14 protein-coding genes and 2 tRNA genes are annotated in these 20,333 nt (G+C 69.0%); 13 read left to right on the top strand and 3 right to left on the bottom strand.

Features of this window, described 5'->3' with window-relative positions:
- From AC07N1_RS21530 to AC07N1_RS21515, 4 genes are all read left to right on the top strand, one after another.
- Window positions 1-73, top strand: a tRNA-Asn gene (locus tag AC07N1_RS21530).
- A gap of 144 nt (window positions 74-217) precedes the next feature.
- Window positions 218-292, top strand: a tRNA-Asn gene (locus AC07N1_RS21525).
- Window positions 293-519: 227 nt separating this feature from the next.
- A complete protein-coding gene (gene galE, locus AC07N1_RS21520) occupies window positions 520-1,497 on the top strand; it encodes a UDP-glucose 4-epimerase GalE (RefSeq protein WP_494673648.1) in 978 nt (325 codons plus the stop codon).
- Between the two features lie 188 nt (window positions 1,498-1,685).
- Complete coding sequence (locus AC07N1_RS21515) at window positions 1,686-3,557, top strand: ATP-binding protein (protein ID WP_494673647.1); 1,872 nt, start codon at window positions 1,686-1,688, stop codon at window positions 3,555-3,557.
- 21 nt (window positions 3,558-3,578) lie between these two features.
- Here AC07N1_RS21515 and AC07N1_RS21510 read toward each other — a convergent pair whose 3' ends face one another.
- A complete protein-coding gene (locus AC07N1_RS21510) occupies window positions 3,579-4,010 on the bottom strand; it encodes a hypothetical protein (RefSeq protein WP_494673646.1) in 432 nt (143 codons plus the stop codon).
- 175 nt (window positions 4,011-4,185) lie between these two features.
- Between AC07N1_RS21510 and AC07N1_RS21505 the strand changes: the two genes are divergently transcribed.
- The 8 genes from AC07N1_RS21505 to AC07N1_RS21470 all read left to right on the top strand — a co-directional run bounded on the left by AC07N1_RS21505 (window position 4,186) and on the right by AC07N1_RS21470 (window position 16,238).
- On the top strand, window positions 4,186-4,515 hold the full coding sequence (locus AC07N1_RS21505) for a hypothetical protein (protein WP_494673645.1): 330 nt from the start codon (window positions 4,186-4,188) through the stop codon (window positions 4,513-4,515).
- 99 nt (window positions 4,516-4,614) lie between these two features.
- Window positions 4,615-5,187: a protein-L-isoaspartate O-methyltransferase family protein gene (locus AC07N1_RS21500; RefSeq protein WP_494673644.1), complete on the top strand. Its 573-nt coding sequence runs from the start codon at window positions 4,615-4,617 to the stop codon at window positions 5,185-5,187.
- Between the two features lie 125 nt (window positions 5,188-5,312).
- Window positions 5,313-6,758 carry a TolC family outer membrane protein gene (locus AC07N1_RS21495; RefSeq protein WP_494673643.1) on the top strand — a complete coding sequence of 482 codons (1,446 nt, stop codon included), beginning with the start codon at window positions 5,313-5,315 and terminating at the stop codon, window positions 6,756-6,758.
- A 135-nt stretch (window positions 6,759-6,893) separates the two neighbouring features.
- The gene (gene popZ, locus AC07N1_RS21490) at window positions 6,894-7,433 is read left to right on the top strand and encodes a pole-organizing protein PopZ (protein WP_494673642.1); all 540 of its coding nucleotides are present in this window, start codon (window positions 6,894-6,896) and stop codon (window positions 7,431-7,433) included.
- A gap of 150 nt (window positions 7,434-7,583) precedes the next feature.
- Window positions 7,584-10,400 (top strand): valine--tRNA ligase, encoded by a 2,817-nt coding sequence (locus AC07N1_RS21485; protein WP_494673641.1) that lies wholly within the window; start codon window positions 7,584-7,586, stop codon window positions 10,398-10,400.
- A 291-nt stretch (window positions 10,401-10,691) separates the two neighbouring features.
- Window positions 10,692-12,443: a class I adenylate-forming enzyme family protein gene (locus AC07N1_RS21480; protein WP_494673640.1), complete on the top strand. Its 1,752-nt coding sequence runs from the start codon at window positions 10,692-10,694 to the stop codon at window positions 12,441-12,443.
- A 1,302-nt stretch (window positions 12,444-13,745) separates the two neighbouring features.
- Window positions 13,746-15,584, top strand: coding sequence for an aspartate--tRNA ligase (aspS, locus tag AC07N1_RS21475; RefSeq protein WP_494673639.1), 1,839 nt, complete (start codon window positions 13,746-13,748; stop codon window positions 15,582-15,584).
- A gap of 108 nt (window positions 15,585-15,692) precedes the next feature.
- Window positions 15,693-16,238: a hypothetical protein gene (locus AC07N1_RS21470; RefSeq protein ID WP_494673638.1), complete on the top strand. Its 546-nt coding sequence runs from the start codon at window positions 15,693-15,695 to the stop codon at window positions 16,236-16,238.
- Between the two features lie 3 nt (window positions 16,239-16,241).
- Here the strand turns inward: AC07N1_RS21470 and AC07N1_RS21465 are convergent, their stop codons facing one another.
- Both AC07N1_RS21465 and AC07N1_RS21460 read right to left on the bottom strand, forming a co-directional pair.
- The gene (locus AC07N1_RS21465; RefSeq protein WP_494673637.1) at window positions 16,242-16,739 is read right to left on the bottom strand and encodes a pentapeptide repeat-containing protein; all 498 of its coding nucleotides are present in this window, start codon (window positions 16,737-16,739) and stop codon (window positions 16,242-16,244) included.
- An 83-nt stretch (window positions 16,740-16,822) separates the two neighbouring features.
- Window positions 16,823-19,552, bottom strand: a complete 2,730-nt coding sequence (locus AC07N1_RS21460) for a TSCPD domain-containing protein (protein ID WP_494673636.1) — start codon at window positions 19,550-19,552, stop codon at window positions 16,823-16,825.
- Window positions 19,553-19,775: 223 nt separating this feature from the next.
- On the opposite strand from AC07N1_RS21460, the gene AC07N1_RS21455 reads away from it, so the two are divergent.
- Window positions 19,776-20,171 (top strand): NADH:ubiquinone oxidoreductase subunit NDUFA12, encoded by a 396-nt coding sequence (locus tag AC07N1_RS21455; RefSeq protein ID WP_492855459.1) that lies wholly within the window; start codon window positions 19,776-19,778, stop codon window positions 20,169-20,171.
- Window positions 20,172-20,333: the final 162 nt, after the last annotated feature.

The raw sequence follows: 20,333 nt of genomic DNA, 5'->3' as shown, positions 1-20,333 counted from the left end.
CGCGGTAGCTCAGTGGTAGAGCAGCCGGCTGTTAACCGGCTGGTCGTAGGTTCGAATCCTACCCGCGGAGCCACTCTTTCTTCGATCGTTCGAAGACCTCGTCGCCCAGGAAATTCCTCCACAAGCTTTACCGGTTCATCTCGCCGCAGGGCGATTGTGCGGCTTGCGCCGAGTCACCGGGGCGGCTATCAACCGCCCTCTCTTGAGAGCGACCTGTTCCGCGGTAGCTCAGTGGTAGAGCAGCCGGCTGTTAACCGGCTGGTCGTAGGTTCGAATCCTACCCGCGGAGCCACTCTCCCTTCGATCGTTCGAAGGGTTCGCCGTCAGGAAGATTTCCCCTTCTGTCCTTGCCTGATCGTCCGGACGCGGCGCGTCCGCGGGCTCCATGGCCAAGGCTTTGGGGTTGCGGCCGGCGCAAGGTTCGGCGACATGCAGTGACGCTCGCGCGCCAGGATCGCGGGCGGCGAAAGAGGCCCGGTGTCCAGTTCCCAGTCGATGTCCCAATCGATGTCCCAATCGATGTCCGGGTCGATTCTCGTGGCCGGCGGCGCCGGCTATATCGGGTCTCACGCCTGCAAGGCCCTGGCGGCCGCCGGCTATAGCCCCGTCACGCTCGACAACCTGGTCATGGGCCACGCCGACGCGGTGAAGTGGGGTCCGCTGCACGAGGGCGACATCCGCGACGAGGCCCTGGTGACCGAACTGGTCGCCCGCTACGACATCAAGGGCGCGATCCATTTCGCCGCCCACAGCCTGATCGGCGAGAGCAACCGCGATCCGGCCAAGTACTACGACAACAACCTCACCGCCGGCGTGATCTTCGCCAAGGCCCTGGCCGACGCCGGCGTCGCGCCCCTGGTCGTCTCCTCGACGGCCTCGGTCTACGGCGCGCCCGAGGTCTCGCCTATCCCCGAGAGCCACCCGACCCGGCCGATCAATCCCTACGGCTCGACCAAGCTCGCCCTGGAAGACGCCCTGCGGTGGATGGAGCCGGCCTACGGCCTCAACGTCACCGTACTGCGCTATTTCAACGCCGCCGGGGCCGACCCCGACGGCGAGATCGGCGAGCGCCACGAGCCGGAGACCCATCTGGTCCCGCTGCTGTGCCGCGCCATGCTTGGCCGCGCGGGGCCGCTCACCGTGTTCGGCGACGACTACCCCACGCCCGACGGCACGGCGGTCCGCGACTACGTCCACGTCACCGACTTGGCCGACGCCCACGTCCTGGCCCTGCGCCGCCTGATCGAGGGCGGCCGCGGCGACACCTACAATGTCGGAGCTGGGCAGGGGGCTTCGGTGCTGCAGCTGATCAGGGCCGCCGAGGCCGTGGCCGGCCGGCCCGCCCCCTACGGCTTCGGTCCCCGCCGCGAAGGCGATCCGCCGGCCCTGGTCGCCGACATCTCCCGCATCGCCGCCGACCTCGGCTGGCGGCCGACGCGGTCGCTGGAAACGATGATCGCCGACGCGATGCGCTTCGAGGAATCGCTGGGCGGCTGACCCCGGCGAGGCCGCCTGAGCGAAAACTTGACCATCGATGACACTTCTTGGCGCTTCGCGCGTTGCTAGGCCGTGGCTCGTGCTCAAGCTTCATGGCGATGCGCGGCCACCGCCTATGGCAATGTCGCCTAGCGCACAGTCGGGACCGTCAAGCTGTGCTTCATGTCTGCGCGCACACAGGAGCGATCATGCGCGATCCTCTCTACGCCGATCCGCTGGACATCCCTCGCGAACGTCCGGCCAGGTCCGAAGGCGATCTCGCCGACATCGAGCTTCTGCACGCCATCAGCATCGAGCTGATCGGCGAGCAGGATCGGGTGGAGCTGTACGGCAAGATTGTCGATGCGGCCGTGGCGATCACGCGCTCGCAGTTCGGAACGATGCAGCTCCTGTGTCCGCAAGGCGATCCGTCGGGCCACGGCGGCGAGTTGCAGCTTCTGAGCTTTCGCGGGCTTCCGCCCGATGCCGTCGCGTTCTGGCGATGGGTGAGCCCCGCAGCGTACAGCAGCTGCACCAAGGCGCTCAAATCGGGCGAGCGCGCAGTCATTCCCGACTATGAGCAATGGGACGAGATCGCCGGCACCGAAGACCTGCTGGCGTTCCGCCGCACCGGCATCCGCGCCGCCCAGACGACGCCGCTGCGGTCGCGCGACGGCAGCCTGCTGGGCATGATCTCGACCCATTGGAACAAGGTTCACCAGCCCTCCGACAGGGATCTGCGCCTGCTCGACATCCTGGCGCGGCAGGCGGCCGATCTCCTGGAGCGCACGATCGGCGAAGAGGCGCTCCGCGAGCGCGAACAGGAACTCAGCCGCACGGTCACGACCCTGCGCGAGGTCGAAGAGCAGCAGCGCCAGGCCGAAGACCAGCTCCGGGCGCTCAACGAGGCGCTGGAGACCCACGTCCAGGAGCGGACCAACGCGCTGCTGGCCGCCGAGAGCCAGGTGCGCCAGATGCAGAAGCTGGAGGCGATCGGGCAGCTGACGGGCGGCGTGGCCCACGACTTCAACAACCTGCTGACCGTCATCCGATCGTCGGCCGAGCTGCTGCGCCGACCCTCGCTCGACGAGGCCAAGCGCGAGCGCTACCTGGACGCCATCGCCGACACGGCCGACCGCGCCGCCAAGCTGACCGCCCAACTGCTGGCCTTCGCCCGCCGCCAGACGCTCAAGCCGACCACCTTCAACGTCGGCGACCGGATCGCCAGCGTCGCCGACATGCTGGGCTCCGTCGTGGGCGGGCGCATCCGCCTGGCCGTCGAGAGCGGTCCGCTTCCGTGCTTCGTGGAAGCCGACGCCAGCCAGTTCGAGACGGCGCTCGTCAACATGGCGGTGAACGCCCGCGACGCGATGGACGGAGAAGGCGACCTGGTCATCCGCACCTTTGAAGTCTCGTCTCTGCCGGCCTTGCGCGGTCATGGCGGCCATGATGGGGCTTTCGTCGCCGTCTCCATCACCGATACCGGTACGGGCATGTCGGCCGGCGTCCTCGAACAGATCTTCGAGCCGTTCTTCACCACCAAGGACGTCGGCAAGGGCACGGGGCTGGGCCTTTCGCAGGTCTTCGGCTTCGCCAAGCAGTCCGGCGGCGACGTCGATGTCGTGAGCCGCGAAGGGGAGGGCTCGACCTTCACCCTCTATCTGCCGCGCGTCGATGCGCCGGCCGCCGCCGATGCTCTGGAGGCCAGGGAGCCGAGCAGCGACGAGCACGGCGCCATCCTGATCGTGGAAGACAACGCCGAGGTCGGCGAGTTCGCGCGGCAGCTGCTGGAGGATCTGGGCTTCAAGACCTGCCTGGCGGTCGACGGGCAGCGCGCCATCGCCATTCTCGAAGAGCGGGCCGACGCCTTCGACTACGTCTTCACCGACGTGGTGATGCCGGGCATCAGCGGCCTCGAACTGGGCCGCCGCATCCGTAGCCGCTGGCCGAGCCTGCCGATCGTGCTGACCAGCGGGTACAGCCAGGTGCTGGCCGGCGACATGCACCACGGCTTCCCGGTCCTGCAGAAGCCCTATTCGATCGGCGAGCTCGGCCGCATCCTCCGGTCGGTGCGTCGCTAGCGGGCGCCGCGGGGCGTCGACCTAGGCCTCAACCAACTTCTGCAGCTCGCGATAATAGGTCTCGGTGTACTGGTGCTGCTGGTCCAGGCTGGACAGCATCTCGGGGCGGGCGAACACCTCGGCCGGAATGGTCACGCCCTTGCGGCCGTGGCGCACGCACAGGCCGTCGGCGATCAGGCCGCTGACGTGGCGGCGCACCGTCTCGGCCGGCATGACCAGGGAATCGGCGATCTGCACCACCGTCACGGGCCGGCGCAGGGCGTCCTGGACCACCTTTTCCTTGGCGTCGAAGCCCATGTTGGGGCGGATGTGGGCGGTGTTGGCCACCCAGATGGTGGTGAAGACGATGGCCCGGACCGGGTCGTTGCCGTGCAGGCCCTTGGCGACGTCCAGCGAGCGCAGGAAATAACCCGCCGAGAGGCGGACAACCGCGCGCCGAACATCCGTGCTCATACCGTCCCCTGAAGCCCCTGGGTCGATTAACCGTGAGGCTGAGTCGCCGCGCCAGCAAAACTCACCATGTCCCCATTTTGGGGACAGTATGCTTTTGGGGGAGGCGTTAACGACGATTTTGCGCCATACGGGCCGCCGAATTCAGGGGAAAGCGTACGCGGGGGCGCGTTTGGGCATGAGTGAGATCGAAGCCAGATTGCGCCAGGCCGCCACCGCCGTGGGCGTGGAAAGCCGCATCGCGGTGCTGCTCAAGAGCGTCGAGGAAGCCATCGAGAGCTATCCCGACGACGCCGACCCGCGTTACCTGACGCGCCTGATCGACCAGCGCACCGCCTTGCTGGAGCCGGATCTGGCGCTGATCGCCCGCATCGCCGTGCAGCTCTGCGAGAACGACGCCGCCCGCGCGGCCGTGCTGGGGCCGCCCCTGGCCACGGCCGCCACGGTCTGTCCGCTGATGCGTCCGGCCGTCAACCAGCTGCGCCGCCTGCTCGGCGAAGGGGTCTGAGGCGACGCCGAACGCCTTGCATGCGTAATGCAAGCGGCTGATTGCCTTCCGACGAGACGCGGACCTATAAGCCTGTCGAACCGCTTTCCGAGGAAGTCCATGAGCTCCGATTTCGCGGCCGCCCGCCTGAACATGGTGGAAAGCCAGATCCGCACCGCCGACGTGACCGACCTGCCGCTGCAGGACGCCCTGCGTGTGGTTCCGCGCGAAAACCTCGTGCCCGCCGGCAAGGCCTACTTGGCCTACGCCGACGCCGAAGTCGAATACGCGCCGGGCCGCACGCTGATGCGTCCGCGCGACATCGGCAAGCTGCTGCAGATCATCAAGCCGCGCGCCGGCGAGAAGGCTCTGGTCATCGCCGCGCCCTACGCCGCCGTGGTGCTGGAGACCATGGGTCTGGCCGTCACCCGTCTCGACGGCGACGACCTGACCGCCGTTCCGGCCGGCGAATACGATGTCATCGTCACCGAAGGCGCCGTGCCGAAGGCTCCGGCCTCGTGGACCGGGGCCCTGGCCCTGCACGGCCGCCTGGGCGTCGTCGAGCGCCAGGGTCCGGTCGGCCGCGCCACGCTCTATGTCCGCGCCGAGGACGGCGTGGCCGGTCGCGCGGTGTTCGATTCGACGCCGTCGCTGCTGGCCGGTTTCCCGGTCGAAGCCGGCTTCGCGTTCTGATCCGGGCCTTTTTCACGCAGGCGCACAACGCCTGCGTGAAAAAAGCTTAACTAGCGACGGTTGACGGTCGGCCTTACAGCGCTGGTAGTGAAGCGAGAGCTTCGGGTGTGTTGGGGAATAACGGGATGTCGAAGAGCCGTCGGGCTGGATTGCTGGCCGCCGTCTGCTGCATGGGTTTCATGGCGTCGGCGGCGAACGCCGAGACGCTGACCGACGCCGTCTCCCTGGCGTACCAGACCAATCCGACCCTGCAGCGGCAGCGGGCGGTGCAGCGGGCCACCGACGAGACCGTCGTCCAGGCCAAGACCGGCTTCCGTCCCACCGTCAGCGCCTCGGCCGACATCTCGGCCTCGCGCACCGACTACGCCGAGCGCACCAACGGTCTGGACCGCCTCAAGTCCAGCGGCAGCGGCGCCACCGTGTCGCTGTCGCAGCCGCTCTATACGGGCGGCAAGGCCAGCGCCAACCTGACGGCCGCCCAGGCGACCGTGCTGGCCGGCCGCGAGGACCTGCGCAGCGTCGAGCAGTCGGTGCTGGCCAATGTCATCGCCGCCTATGTCGACGTCCGCCGCACCGAGGAAAGCCTCCGGATCGCCCAGGAGAACGTCAACGTCCTGACCCGTCAGCTCGACGAGTCGAACGCCCGCTTCGAGGTCGGCGAGATCACCCGCACCGACGTCGCCCAGTCGCAGGCGCGCCTGGCCGCCGCCAAGGCCAGCCTGTCCTCGGCCCAGGCCAACCTGGCCGTCGCCCGCGCCAGCTACGCCCAGATCGTCGGCCAGAACCCGACCGACCTGGCGCCCGAGCCGTCTCTGGCGGCCCTGCTGCCGGCCAGCGTCGAGCAGGCCTTCGACGCGGCCGAAACCGACAATCCGACCGTCGTGGCCGCACGCTACGCCGAGCAGGCCGCCACGGCCGACGTCGCCGCGGCCCGCGCCGCCTACCTGCCCACCGTCTCGGCCGGCGCCAGCCTCGGCTACGACGCCAGCGAGGTGAACGGGGCCGGCAAGCAGTTCGGCGACTACGACCGCGCCGTCGCCGGCTCGATCACCGCCCGCGTGCCGATCTTCACCGGCGGCCTCAACGCCTCGGCCGTCCGCGCCGCCCGCGAACGCGAGAACGCCGCCCGCATCGCCGTCGAGGGCGCCAAGCGCACCGTCGTGCAGCAGGTCTCGTCGGCCTGGAGCACCCTGCTGGCCGCCCGCGCCAACCTGGTCTCCAACGAAGAGCAGGTGAGGGCGACCAAGATCGCCTTCGAGGGCGTCCGCCAGGAGCAGCAGGTCGGCCTGCGCACCACGCTCGACGTGCTCAACGCCCAGCAGGAGCTGCGCGCCGCCGAGCTGGCCCTCGTCACCGCCCGTCGCGACGAATACGTCGCCAGCACCGCCGTGCTGCAGGCCATGGGCGCGCTCGACATCGCCAAGCTGGCTCCGGACGTGCAGCGCTACGATCCCAAGACCTCGTACGACAAGGTCAACCACGCCTTCGGGTGGGTGCCGTGGGAGCCGGTGGTGCAGACGCTCGACAAGGTGGCCTCGCCGGCCGTCGCCGTGCCCGCTGCGGGTAAGTAAGTCCGTCCAATCCTGGACGAATCATCGCCTCGCCAATCCTTGGCCTTGCTTAAGCCGTGCAAGTCTGCACCATCGGTGGTGCGCGTCTTGCAGGACGCCAAGGATTCGTAGCCCTTTAATACGGCCCAGCCCATCATGTCCGACCAGAGCTCTCAAGAACCGACGATGGAGGAGATCCTCGCCTCGATCCGGCGGATCATCTCCGAAGACGACGCTCCGGCGGCCGAAGCGCCGCCGCCCGCGCCCGAGCCGGTTCCCGAGCCCGAGCCGCTGATCGAGGACGACGTCCTCGACCTGACCGATCCGATCGAGCCGCCGGCTCCGGTCGAGACGCTCGGCGACCTCGACGTCTACACCCCGGAACCCGAGCCGGAGCCGGCCTATGAGCCGCCGCCCCCGCCGCCGGAACCGGCCTACAGCCCGCCGCCGGCCTTCAATCGCGACGAAGTGGCCGAGACCCTGGTCGGCGACCACGCCGCCGGCCTCGCCGCCAGCGCCTTCGGCAGCCTGAGCTCGGCCCTGCTGATGCCGGCCAACGGCCGCACGCTGGAAGACGTCGTCCGCGAGCTGCTGCGCCCGCTGCTCAAGGAGTGGCTGGACACCAACCTGCCGCGCATCGTCGAGAACAAGGTCGAGGAAGAGGTCCACCGGATCTCCCGCGGCCGCGGCGTATGATGCTCGCGTCGCGCCGTCCCTAGGACGGCTGCCGACGCATGGAAATTGAGAAGGCGGTCGCTCAAGCGGCCGCCTTTTCCCGTTCAAAATCCCCGATAATCCCGCCGCCCGGTTTCGCGGGGCGGCGCTAAGTGGCATATCCCCTCCGCCATGCTTGAAAAGACCTTCGATCCCAAGTCCGTCGAACCCCGCCTGTACGCCGCCTGGGAGGCCTCCGGGGCCTTCAAGCCGAGCGAGGATCCGAACGCCGAGCCGTTCGTCATCGTGATCCCGCCGCCGAACGTGACGGGCTCCCTGCACATCGGCCACGCGCTAAACAACACGCTGCAGGACGTGCTGACCCGCTTCCACCGCATGCGCGGCAAGGCCGCCCTGTGGCTGCCGGGCACCGACCACGCGGGCATCGCCACCCAGATGGTGGTCGAGCGCCAGCTGGCCGCCGCCGGCAACATCGGCCGCCGCGACATGGGCCGCGACGCCTTCGTCGAGCGCGTCTGGGAATGGAAGGCCGAAAGCGGCGGGGCGATCACCAACCAGCTGCGCCGCCTGGGCGCCAGCTGCGACTGGTCGCGCGAGCGCTTCACCCTCGACGAGGGCCTGTCGTCCGCCGTCCGCAAGGTCTTCGTCCAGCTCTACAAGCAGGGCCTGCTCTATCGCGACAAGCGCCTCGTCAACTGGGATCCGCAGTTCCAGACCGCCATCTCCGACCTCGAGGTCGAGCAGAAGGAGGTCGACGGCGCCTACTGGCACTTCGCCTATCCGCTGGCCGACGGCGTGACCTACGAGCACCCGGTCGCCTTCGACGACGAGGGCAAGCCGACCCAATTTGAGACACGCGACTACATCGTCGTGGCCACCACCCGTCCCGAAACGATGCTGGGCGACACCGGCGTCGCCGTCCATCCGTCGGACGAGCGCTACAAGGCCCTGGTCGGCAAGGACGTCGTCCTGCCGATCGTCGGCCGCCGCATCCCGATCGTCGCCGACGACTACGCCGACCCGACCAAGGGCTCGGGCGCGGTGAAGATCACCCCGGCGCACGACTTCAACGACTTCGGCGTCGGCAAGCGCGCCGGCCTGCCGGCCATCAATATTCTCACCCCCGAAGCCAAGCTCAACGACGCGGTTCCCGCCGAGTATCAGGGCATGGACCGCTTCGCCGCGCGCAAGGCCATCGTCGCTCGCGCCGAGGAAGAGGGCTGGCTGAAGGAGATCGAGAAGACCAGGCACATGGTCCCGCACGGCGACCGGTCTGGCGTGGTCATCGAGCCCTACCTGACCGACCAGTGGTACGTCGACGCCTATACCCTGGCCCAGCCGGCCCTGAAGGCCGTCGAGACCGGCGAGACGGTCTTCGAGCCCAGGCACTGGGAGAAGACCTACTTCGAGTGGCTGCGCAACATCGAGCCCTGGTGCGTCTCGCGCCAGCTCTGGTGGGGCCATCGCATTCCGGCATGGTTCGGTCCGGAGATTGATGAGCTCGGCAATCCTGTTGTCTCGGCTGAGCGGCCGTTCGTCGCCGAAACGGAAGAAGAGATCATCGCTGAGGCGAAGGCCTTCTATGGCGACAGGCCGATCAAGATCGTGTCGGTTGCCGACCTCACGGCTGCCTACGAGGCTGAGCCGGGCACGATCCACCTGTATCGCGACGAAGACGTCCTCGACACCTGGTTCAGCTCGGCCCTGTGGCCGTTCTCGACCCTCGGCTGGCCGGAAAAGACCCCGGACGTCGCCCGCTTCTACCCGACCAGCACCCTGGTCACCGGCTTCGACATCATCTTCTTCTGGGTCGCCCGGATGATGATGATGGGCATTCACTTCATGGGTGAAGCCCCGTTCAAGCAGGTGTTCATCAACGCCCTCGTCCGTGACGAGAAGGGCGCCAAGATGAGCAAGTCCAAGGGCAACGTCATCGACCCCCTCGCCCTGATCGACGAGCTGGGCTGCGACGCCGTGCGCTTCACCCTGACGGCGATGTCGGGCCAGGCGCGCGACATCAAGCTGTCCAAGCAGCGCATCGAGGGCTACCGCAACTTCGGCACCAAGCTGTGGAACGCCACGCGCTTCGCCCAGATGAACGGCTGCGTCCGCGTCGAGGGCTTCGACCCCGCGACGGTGTCCCAGCCGATCAACAAGTGGATCCGCGGCGAGGTCGTCAAGACCCTCGGCGAGGTCACCAGGGCCCTGGAAGCCCCGGCCTTCGACGAAGCCGCCGGCAGCCTCTACCGCTTCATCTGGAACGTCTTCTGCGACTGGTACCTGGAGCTGGCCAAGCCGATCCTCAACGGGGAGGACGAGGCCGCCAAGGCCGAGACCCGCGCCACCACGGCCTGGGTGCTCGACCAGATCCTGATCCTGCTGCACCCGGTGATGCCGTTCATCACCGAGGAGCTGTGGGACAAGACGGCGGAGGAGGGCGGTCCGGCCCGCCAGGCCATGCTGATCTCCACCTCGTGGCCCGAGCTGCCGGAAAGCTGGATCGACGCCGACGCGGCCGCCGAGATCGGCTGGCTGGTCGACACCGTGGGCGAAATCCGCTCTCTGCGCGCCGAGATGAACGTGCCGCCGTCGGCCAAGCCGGCCCTGGCCGTGGTCGGAGCGGGTGAGGGCACGCAAGGCCGCCTGTCGCGTCACCGCGACCTGCTGCTCAGCCTGGCCCGCCTGGGCGAGATCTCCCTGGCCGACGCCGCGCCCGCCGGCACCGCGCCGGTGGTGATGGGTGAAGCGACGGGCGCGCTCGGCGTCGCCGAATTCATCGACGTCGCCGCCGAGAAGGCCCGCCTGACCAAGGAGATCGCCGGCCACGTCTCGGAGATCGAGAAGACTGGCAAGAAGCTCGGCAACCCCGACTTCCTGGCCCGCGCCAAGCCCGAGGTCGTCGACGAAAACCGCGAACGCCTCGCCGAGGCCGAAGCGGCGAAAGCCAAGCTGGAAGCGGCTTTGGGGCGTCTGGCGGCGATGGGGTGAGGCTTCGGCCTCTCCCAATTTCCCCCGCCTTCCTGGGCCTTGTGCCCAGGATCCATCGTTCAGCCGCTCAGACCTGGCCGGCAAGGCCGAGGTCTGAGCGGTGGCTGGCATGGGCCCTCGCCACAGGGGCGAGGGAGGCGGGCTTTGGTTGGGCTCAGATCTGACGCTCGCCCCAACTAAACATTGTTCCCCTATCGTCCAAACGACCGTTTACATCGGTCGTCCCGCCGTGCTTACTCGACGGAAACGCGCCGCTTCCAACGAGCGCGAGCTACACCGGGAGAGTAACGAATGACCCAGGCCGCTCACGCCTTGCCCCCTTGGCCCGCCATGTCGGTGAAACAGGCCTACGCCCTGATCACCGCCCCGGGATCGCCCGGCGAGATGGAGGAGGTGGTGATCCGCGGCGTGCCGACGCGGACCTGGAAGAACTGCCCGCCGACCCTGCGCCACACGCTCCAGGTCGGCCGCTCGCACGGCGACAAGATCTATCTCGTCCATGAGGACGAGCGGGTCAGCTTCGAGGCTTTCTACCGCGCCGTCACCGTCTTCGCCGCCGAGCTGGCGGCCAAGGGCGTCAAGAAGGGCGACCGGGTGGCCCTGGTCATGCGCAACCTGCCCGAATGGCCGGTGGCCTTCTATGCGGGCCTGTCGATCGGCGCGATCCTCACCCCGCTGAACGCCTGGTGGACCGGGCCGGAGCTGGAATACGGCCTCGTCGATTCCGGCGCCTCGGTCGCGGTCATGGACGTCGAGCGCTTCGAGCGCCTGGCCGAGCATTTCGACAACTGCCCCGACCTCCAGCGCGTCTACGTCTCGCGCGCCAGGGAAGAGATCGCCCATCCCTACGTCACGCGCCTGGAGAGCGTGATCGGCTGCCCCAACGACTGGATCAAGCTGGAGGAAAAGCCGCTCTCGACCGTCGAGCTGGGTCCCGAGGACGACGCGACGATCTTCTACACCTCCGGCACCACGGGTAAGCCCAAGGGGGCCCTGGCCAGCCACCGGGCGGTCAACAGCAACATCTTCGCCGCCGCCGCGGCTTCCGCGCGCAGCTTCCTGCGCCGCGGCGAGGCCCCGCCCCAGCCCGATCCCAGCCTGCCGCAGAAGGGCGCGCTGATCTCGGTGCCGTTCTTCCACGCCACCGGCTGCTTCGCGGTGATGAACCCGGGCCTGTTCGGCGGCGCCAAGCTGGCCATGATCCGCAAGTGGGATCCCGAAAAGGCCATGCAGCTGATCCAGGACGAGAAGCTGACCCAGATGGGCGGCGTGCCGACCATCGCCTGGCAGATCATCGAGCATCCGTCCCGCGAGAACTACGACCTGTCGTCGCTGGAGGCCGTGGCCTATGGCGGCGCGCCCTCGGCCCCGGAACTGGTCCGCAAGATCAAGGAGATCTGGCCCAAGTCCGCGCCCGGCAACGGCTGGGGCATGACCGAGACCTCGGCCACCGCCACCTCCAACTCGGCGGAAGACTACGAGAACCGTCCCGAAAGCTGCGGCCCGGCCGTGCCGGTCACCGACCTCAAGATCATGACCCTGGAGGCGCCTTACGAGGAGCTGCCGATCGGTGCGGTGGGCGAGCTGTGGTGCAAGGGGCCGCAGGTGGTGAAGGGCTACTGGAACAAGCCCGAGGCCACCGCCCAGACCTTCGTGGACGGCTGGGTGCGCACTGGCGACCTGGCGCGCCTCGACGAAGAGGGCTTCTGCTACATCATCGACCGCGCCAAGGACATGCTGATCCGGGGCGGCGAGAACATCTACTGCATCGAGGTCGAGAACGTCCTCTACGACCACCCGGCGGTGATGGACGCGGCCCTGGTCGGCGTCGACCACAAGACCCTCGGCGAGGAACCCGCCGCCGTCGTCACCCTGAAACCCGGCGCCGAAGCCACCGAAGACGAACTCCGCGCCTTCGTCGCCGACCGCCTGGCCGCCTTCAAGGTGCCGGTGCGGGTGGTCTTCTGGCCCGAGACCCTGCCACGCAACGCCAACGGCAAGATCCTGAAGACCGAACTGAAGAAGGTCTTCGTCACGGGGTGAGGGTCCGAGATCCTCCCCCTCTGGGGGAGGCGGCCCGAAGGGCCGGAGGGGGGGGCGTTTTCAGCTTCCGCGACGCGGGCCGCCCATGCCCCCTCCAACCCGCCACCAGCAACAAAACTCCGCCTCCCTCGCCCTCGTGGCGAGGGCCCATGCCGGCGACCGCTCAGACCTTTACCGTCCTGCCAAGGTCTGAGCGGCTGAAAGATGGATCCTGGGCACAAGGCCCAGGAAGGCGGTGTTGGGTTGGGCGAGGGAAGTTACGAGAGGGGAGCCTGCCTCTCCTCCCGTAAAATCCCCGCGAAAGCGGGGACCCAGGCTTTTTCCGTCTTCCCTCTCCCCTTGCGGGAGAGGGTGGCCTCGCGGAGCGAGGTCGGGTGAGGGGTCTCTCAAATCTCGAAGCCGCGTGCAGCGGTCAGGCCGGGCGGGGCGTCTCCCATCTGAGAGATCCCTCATCCGTCGGCCTTCGGCCGCCACCTTCTCCCGCAAGGGGAGAAGGATCGGGGTTCGCGCACGCTGCTCGCACGGCGAACTCGAGAAAGAGTCCAACCAACTCAAAGCCCTGAACTTTCTCGACCTCGATCGATCCCCGGGGACTCAAACCACCCCCATAATCAAAGCCATCCCAGCCATGGGGAGGGCTCTTGGTACCGGCCCGAGTTAGCGGCTGCGGATCGCATCGAGCGGGGCCGCTTGGAGCGTCATGGGAAGGGCGGGTTTGCAGGATCGCTCAGAAGGCGTGATTGGGCCGCCAGCCGTTCCGTGACGAGACTTGCGGGTCGACAGGGCCGGGATCGCTAAACCGGCCTAACAGGATCAGCCGAGGCCGCCGCCGGATCACCGCGGGGCTGTTGGTCCTGCCCGTCCGGGGGAAAGGCTGGCCCTTGGGTTGAAACAGCACCCGCGCCTCTGGCCCCTCCGAGACAAATGATGCGGCGGAGCGGTCTGACGAAGCCGAAACGCTAAAACACATCACGGTCCCCGGGCTCCGCCCGGCCGCTCCGCGCCTCCCTGCCGACTTTCGTGAGTTTTCACGGGAGGCCAAGAAGCCGTGCCCTCTCCCCTTGCGGGAGAGGGTGGCCCTGCGGAGCAGGGTCGGGTGAGGGGTCTCTCAGACCTCAACACCGCGTGCAGCGGTCAGGCCGGGCGGAGCCTCCGATTTCCGAGAAACCCCTCATCCGACCTGCTTCGCAGGCCACCTTCTCCCGCAAGGGGAGAAGGAACAAGATTGCCAGAATCCTTGACATAAACGCCCCCGCATGCGCCTTTCCGCGCCTTGCAAATCAACGCGTTTCAAAGCCTTTCATGACCACGATGCACGCCTATCGCACCCATAACTGCGGCGCTCTTCGGGCCAGCGACACCAACGCCGATGTGCGTCTGTCGGGCTGGATCCACCGCAAGCGCGACCACGGCGGCCTGGTCTTCATCGACCTGCGCGACCACTACGGCCTGACCCAGCTGGTGCTGCACCCCGAGACCCCGGGCTTCGCCATCGTCGAGCGCCTGCGCGCCGAGAGCGTCATCCGCGTCGACGGCCAGGTCGTGGCCCGCGACGCCAGCGTCGTGAACCCCAACCTGCCGACCGGCGAGATCGAGATCCGCGTCACCGACGTCGAGGTTCTGTCGACCGCCGACGAGCTGCCGCTGCCGGTCTTCGGCGAGCCGGACTATCCGGAAGAGATCCGCCTCAAGCACCGCTATCTCGACCTGCGCCGCGAGACCCTGCACAAGAACATCGTGCTGCGCTCGCGCGTGATCCAGTCGATCCGCAACCGCATGTTCGCGCAGGGCTTCAACGAGTTCCAGACGCCGATCCTGACGGCGTCGTCGCCGGAAGGCGCACGCGACTTCCTGGTGCCCTCGCGCCTGCACCCCGAAAAGTTCTACGCGCTGCCGCAGGCGCCCCAGCAGTTCAAGCAACTGCTGATGGTCTCGGGTTTCGACCGCTACTTCCAGATCGCCCCGTGCTTCCGCGATGAGGACCTGCGCGCCGACCGCTCGCTCGAGTTCTACCAGCTCGACGTCGAGATGAGCTTCGTCACGCAGGAAGACGTGTTCGCGGCCATCGAGCCGGTGATGCACGGCATCTTCGAGGAGTTCGGTTCGGGCAAGCCGGTCTCGCCGATCAGCGAGACCCACACCTTCAACAACGACTTCGGCGCGACGCTCGAGCACAAGGGCTTCGAGCGCCTGACCTACGCCCAGTCGATGGCCTGGTACGGCAGCGACAAGCCGGACCTGCGCAACCCGATCAAGATGGCCGACGTCTCCGAGCACTTCCGTGACGGCGGCTTTGGCCTGTTCGCCAAGATCCTCGGCGCCGACGCCAAGAACGCCATCTGGGCCATTCCGGCCCCGACCGGCGGCAGCCGCGCCTTCTGCGACCGCATGAACAGCTGGGCCCAGGGCGAAGGCCAGCCGGGCCTCGGCTACGTGTTCTGGTCGGAAGACCAGGGCGCGTGGGGCGGCCCGATCGCCAAGAACCTGGGTGAACCCACCCAGGCCCTGATGGAAAGCCTGGGCCTTGGCCAAGGCGACGCCGCCTTCTTCGTGGCCGGCGATCCGGCCGTGTTCGCCAAGTTCGCGGGTCTCGCCCGCACCCGCGTCGGCACGGAGCTGAAACTGGTCGCCGAAGAGCAGTTCAAGTTCTGCTGGATCGTCGACTTCCCGATGTTCGAGTGGAACGAGGACGAGAAGCGCGTCGACTTCTCGCACAACCCGTTCTCGATGCCGCAGGGCGGCCTGGAAGCCCTGGAAGGCCAGGATCCCCTGACCATCCGCGCCTACCAGTACGACATCGTCTGCAACGGCTACGAGCTGTGCTCGGGCGCTATCCGGAACCACAAGCCCGAGATCATGCTCAAGGCCTTCGACCTGGCCGGCTATGGTCCGGAAGTGGTCGAGGAGCAGTTCGGCGGCATGCTGAACGCCTTCCGATACGGCGCCCCGCCGCACGGTGGTTTGGCCCCCGGCATCGACCGCATCGTCATGCTGCTGGCCGAGCAGGTCGCCATCCGCGAAGTCATCGCCTTCCCGCTGAACCAGCAGGGCCAGGACCTCCTGATGAACGCCCCGGCCAACGTGCTCGACAAGCAGCTCAAGGAACTGCACATCCGCACGGCTCCCCCCATCAAGGTGTAAAGACCTCGGGGCAGGCGCCTGAAAGACAAAGCCCTCCGGCCGTTCGGCTCGGAGGGCTTTTTCGTGCTATGGTGTCGCTGTCGGGGGTGCGCCCAGGGAGGGTTCCCGATGTTCAGGACCGCTTTAGCGCTATTCATTTGCCTGTCCACCGTGACGGTCGCCCACGCCGCGCCGCCATCCGCCGCCGACCAGAAGATCATCGCCAGCGCCATGTCGGCCGCCCCGCCGGCCATCGCCAGGGACGCGGCGATCATGACCTTCGCCGCCGACGGCTCGATGCGTCACCTGCGCGACGGGACCAACGGCTACACCTGCATGCCCGACATCCCGACGACGCCGGGCGTCGATCCCATGTGCGCCGACGCCAACGCCATGGAATGGGCGAGCGCCATGTTCGGCCGCAAGCCGCCGCCGGAAGGCAAGCCGGGCTTCATCTACATGCTGATGGGCGGCTCGGACCCCAGCAACCTCGACCCCTACGCCTCCAAGCCGATGGCCGGGGATCCCTGGGTCAAGACCGGGCCGCACGTCATGGTCGTCGGCGCGCCGGGCATGCTGGCCGGCTATCCCGGCGGCGCGCGCCCGGATACGTCCAAGCCCTACGTCATGTTCCCGGATACGCCCTACGCGCACCTGATGCTGCCGGTGCGCTGAGGCCTAGCGGCAGCGCGGGATCGACAGGCCGCGCGGCAGGGTCGTCGAGGGATCGCCGCAGGCGCGGTTCAGCTGCGCCTGCGTCAGGCCCGCGGCCCGGTCGAGCTCGGCGCCCGAGAAATTGACGCCCGACAGGTCGGCGCCCGCGAAGCTGGCTCCTTCCAGATAGGCGCCGACGAAGGTCGCGTTGGTCAGGTTCGCGCGGGCGAAGCTGGCGCCGCCGAACACGCCGCCATAGGCGTTGACGTCGCGCAGGTCGCCGCCGGTGAACCGCGTGCGGCCCATCACCGCCAGCGACAGGTCGGCCTGGCGCAGGCGGGCCCCGGCCAAGTTCTTGCCCTTCAGGGTCAGGCCCGAAAGGTCGGCCTGGAAGAGATTGCATTTGGGGCAGTCGGCCCCGCGGCGCACGCGCTCGATCTGTCCGGCGTTCTGCGCCAGTGCGGGACCGGCCAGGGCCAGGGTCGACAGCGCGGCGGCGGCGAGGAGGGCCAGCGGTTTCATTTCGGCACGCGTCCTAGGCGATGAGGGGAGCCACATACGAGGCTTGCCGTCATGGCAGCAAGCCTCGCGCCATAAACTCAGCTTCAGCCGCGCGGCGAAGGCCGTTCGGCCTGGCCGTTGCAGCTTTCGCAGACCACGAGGCCGCCCTTGCGGCTCAGGGCGACGTCGCCGCAGGCGGGGCAGATGTCGGCCTGGTCGGCGGGCGCGGCGGCCTTGGCCTCGCCGTCCTTGCGGCGGCCGAAGGCGGCGAAGACCAGGTTGTCCGGCGTCGCGCCGCGCGAGAAGCCCTTGGAGATGAACTTCGAGGCCGGCAGCGGCGCGGGCTCTTCGGCCTCGTCCTCGGTCTCGGCGTTCTTGCCCTGGCCCAGGCCGTCGGCGTTGAACTCCTGCGGGTCGCCGTTGGCCAGATCGTCGCGACCCAGGTACGAGACCCCGAGTTCGCGGAAGATGTAGTCGAGGATCGAGGTCGCCGACTTGATCGAGTCGTTGCCCGTCACCGGCCCGGCCGGTTCGAACTTGGTGAAGACGTAGGCGTCGACGAACTCGTCCAGCGGCACGCCGTGCTGCAGGCCCAGCGACACGGCGATGGCGAAGTTGTTCATCAGGCTACGGAAGGCGGCGCCTTCCTTGTGCATGTCGATGAAGATCTCGCCGACCTCGCCGTCCTCGTATTCGCCGGTGTGGAGGTAGACCTTGTGGCCGCCGACGGCCGCCTTCTGGATGTAGCCCTTGCGGCGGTCCGGCAGCTTGCGGCGCTCGCGCCGGCGCTCGACCACCTTCTCGACAACCCGCTCGGTGACCACCGGCTCAGGCGGCCTGGCGCGCGGGGCCTCGGCAGGCGCTTCGGGCAGGTCGAGCGTGAAGTCGGTCGGAGCGGCGGCGCGCGACAGCTTCAGGGCGCGAACGCCGGCGCGGGCGGCCGAGGCCTGCAGCCGCAGCAGGTCGGCCGGGCGGGCGTCGAACGGCGCGACCAGGGCCAGCGGCCGCGGCGCGCAGGCGAAGGCTTCGACGGCGGCGGTGAAGGTGATGCGGTCGGCCTGACCCGGCGCCTCGAAGGCGCGGAACAGGGCCTGGGCTTCCGGCGCCAGGGCCGTCGCGTCGTGAATGCGGCCGGTTCCAACCGCGTGGGCCTGGGCGGCGGCGATCGTCTCCGCCGCGAAGCCGGCGAAGGCCAGGGTGTCGAAGGCGGGATCCGCGAGCGCCTCGGCGGGCGCGCCCAGCACGTCGCTGAGGAAGTCCGCGCCGACCACGGCCGGCGCGAAGGCCGCGCGCAGATCGCCGGTGGACCGCAGGACGCTCTCGGCAAGCGTGATCTCGTGGCCCGTGAAGCCGACAGCGGCCAGGGCGCGATGGTCGAGGCCTTGAGCCTCCTCCAGCGATCCAGCGCCAAGCGCGTGCAGGCGCGCGGCGTCGAGGTCGGCGCCGACGGCGCGCAGCGCCGATTGGGCCGCGCCGGAGAACTGGCGCACGGCGACGCCGTCGAGAGTTTCGGCGGCCTGGATCAGGCTCCAGGCCGTATCGAGGCCGGGGCGGGCGCCCAGGCGCAGGGCCGTCTCGGCGTCATCGAAGGCGGCGACGACGCCCGCGCCACGCAGGCCATGGGCGCGCACGGCGGTCAGGGCGCGGTCGAGGGCGGCCGCGGCTCGGACCGCCAGCGGCGTGTCGAGCCTGGCGGCGAGCGCCGCGCGTTCGGCGATGGCGTCCGTGACGCGCTGCTGGTCGGCCGTGAAGGCCTCGGCGGGGCCGAGCGCGCCCGCGACCTCGGCGGCGGCGGTCAGGGCTTCGCCGGCGGCCAGGGCCCACAGCGCCGCGGCGGCGTCGCGACCGGGGGGCGCGGCCGGCGACAGGCCTTGGGCCAGCAGCCAGTCGCCGACCCCGGCGAGGCTCAAGGCCACGGCGCCGTCGGTCGGACGCTCCAGCTCCATGGCGATGGCCCAGAGGCGCACGGCGTGGCGGAAACCGGCCACGTCGAACCCCTTGTCGCCGAGGAAGGCTGCGGCGTTGACGGCCGCACGGGCGGCGTGGCCGGCGGACAGATGGTCGGCGTCGGCGGGCGACAGGGCCAGGACGAGTCGCCCGGTCTCCCAGCTGGTGCGAGCGGCGAGGGCGGCGGCTTCGTCGCCGGCGGCGACGTCGGCCGGATCGGCCAGGGCCAGCAGAGACGCAGGCTGGACGTGTTCGCGCTGCGGGGTCGAGAACGTCGCGGCGCCCGCCGAGGCGATGGCGTCGGCGATGCTGGCGTCGCTGGCGCCGGTAACGCGGGCCCGTTGGGCGGCGCGAGCCAGGGCGACGTTGCGGCCGGGATCGGAGCAGGCCCGGGCGTCGCCCTCGCAGCGCAGGACGGCGTCGGAGACGGCGGTCAGGGCCGCTTCCAGCTGGGCGGCGGCTTCCAGCGCCAGGCGACCGGCGCGGGCCTGGCCGATGTGTTCGGCGGCGGCTGCGCGGAATTCGATGGCGGCGACGGGCAACGGAGCGGGCAGGGCTGCGCCCGGACCGGCCGGGGCGGCGAGGCCCGCGAGCATGCTGTCGACGAGGTCGGCGGCGAAGGACCGGGCGTCGTCTTCAGAGGCGAAGAGGCCGACGGCGCGGCCCGCCTGCGTCAGGCGCGCGGCGTAGCGCTCCGGAGCGCCGTCGAGGACGGATTCTGAGCCGGCTTGCTCTGGCGCGGCGATCTGCGCCCAGTCCAGCCAGGCCTCGACGCGGGCGTCGGTCCAGCCCAGCGGGGCCAGGGTTTCGACAAAGCGGTCGGGCCGCTCGATCTCGCGCAGGTCTATTTCCGGCGCTCGGCCGGTGAAAAGTCGTTCAAAGCGCATGGGCCGATTCCGCGGCGGGTGCTTCGTCATAGTGTCAACCCTAAACCGTGGGTCGCTAACCATCAATAGATGTTGGGGCTGTGCACAGTGCTGTCCACAACATCTTGAAGTGCGGCTTCGTATCGCCTCGGCTGGACGCTGAGGGCGCGGCGACCTATAGTCCGCCCGCTTCGCGCCGCGCTTTTTCGGTCGCGAAGGCCTTTGCCAGATTGGGTGCCGCGCAGTGCTGAAAGCGATCTTCACGTGGTGGAACGGAGCGACCCTGGGTCAGCGCTTCCACATCTCCCGTCGGGGCGTGTTTGTTGGCCAGGACGAGTTCGGCAACCGCTACTTCGAAGCCCGCGACAACAAGGACAGCTACGACGAGCGCAAGCGTCGCTGGGTGATCTACAACGGCTACGCCGAGGCCTCCAAGGTTCCGCCCGACTGGAGCGGCTGGCTGCACTACACCTTCGACGAGCTGCCGACGCAGGCCCCGCTGCCGCGTCGCGCCTGGGAGAAGGACCACCTGCCGAATCTCACCGGCACCGTCCACGCCTGGCGTCCGAAGGGCGCCATCGGCCGTGGCGGCGAGCGCGCCGTCGCCACCAGCGACTACCAGTCCTGGTCGCCGGAATAAGATGAGCCTCAAGCGGCGCAGCCTGCAGGGCGCGGCGATCCTGGTCGCCGCGGTTCCGTTCGCCGTCGGCGCCGCCTGGGCGCTGCAGGCCGCTCCGCAGCAGGCGCGGCCGGTGCAGCAGCCGCCCGCGGCCGCGACCGCGCCGGTCGCTCAGCCGGCTCC

The sequence above is a fragment of the Caulobacter sp. GW821-FHT09B11 genome, assembly GCF_059418205.1.
This window is presented reverse-complemented; position numbering and strand designations above follow the sequence as displayed.

Coding starts and splice junctions, on each gene's coding strand:
- galE (WP_494673648.1), top strand. CDS start 520: ATGTCCGGGTCGATTCTCGTGGCCGGCGGCGCCGGCTATATCGGGTCT.
- AC07N1_RS21515 (WP_494673647.1), top strand. CDS start 1,686: ATGCGCGATCCTCTCTACGCCGATCCGCTGGACATCCCTCGCGAACGT.
- AC07N1_RS21510 (WP_494673646.1), bottom strand. CDS start 4,010: ATGAGCACGGATGTTCGGCGCGCGGTTGTCCGCCTCTCGGCGGGTTAT.
- AC07N1_RS21505 (WP_494673645.1), top strand. CDS start 4,186: ATGAGTGAGATCGAAGCCAGATTGCGCCAGGCCGCCACCGCCGTGGGC.
- AC07N1_RS21500 (WP_494673644.1), top strand. CDS start 4,615: ATGAGCTCCGATTTCGCGGCCGCCCGCCTGAACATGGTGGAAAGCCAG.
- AC07N1_RS21495 (WP_494673643.1), top strand. CDS start 5,313: ATGTCGAAGAGCCGTCGGGCTGGATTGCTGGCCGCCGTCTGCTGCATG.
- popZ (WP_494673642.1), top strand. CDS start 6,894: ATGTCCGACCAGAGCTCTCAAGAACCGACGATGGAGGAGATCCTCGCC.
- AC07N1_RS21485 (WP_494673641.1), top strand. CDS start 7,584: ATGCTTGAAAAGACCTTCGATCCCAAGTCCGTCGAACCCCGCCTGTAC.
- AC07N1_RS21480 (WP_494673640.1), top strand. CDS start 10,692: ATGACCCAGGCCGCTCACGCCTTGCCCCCTTGGCCCGCCATGTCGGTG.
- aspS (WP_494673639.1), top strand. CDS start 13,746: ATGACCACGATGCACGCCTATCGCACCCATAACTGCGGCGCTCTTCGG.
- AC07N1_RS21470 (WP_494673638.1), top strand. CDS start 15,693: ATGTTCAGGACCGCTTTAGCGCTATTCATTTGCCTGTCCACCGTGACG.
- AC07N1_RS21465 (WP_494673637.1), bottom strand. CDS start 16,739: ATGAAACCGCTGGCCCTCCTCGCCGCCGCCGCGCTGTCGACCCTGGCC.
- AC07N1_RS21460 (WP_494673636.1), bottom strand. CDS start 19,552: ATGCGCTTTGAACGACTTTTCACCGGCCGAGCGCCGGAAATAGACCTG.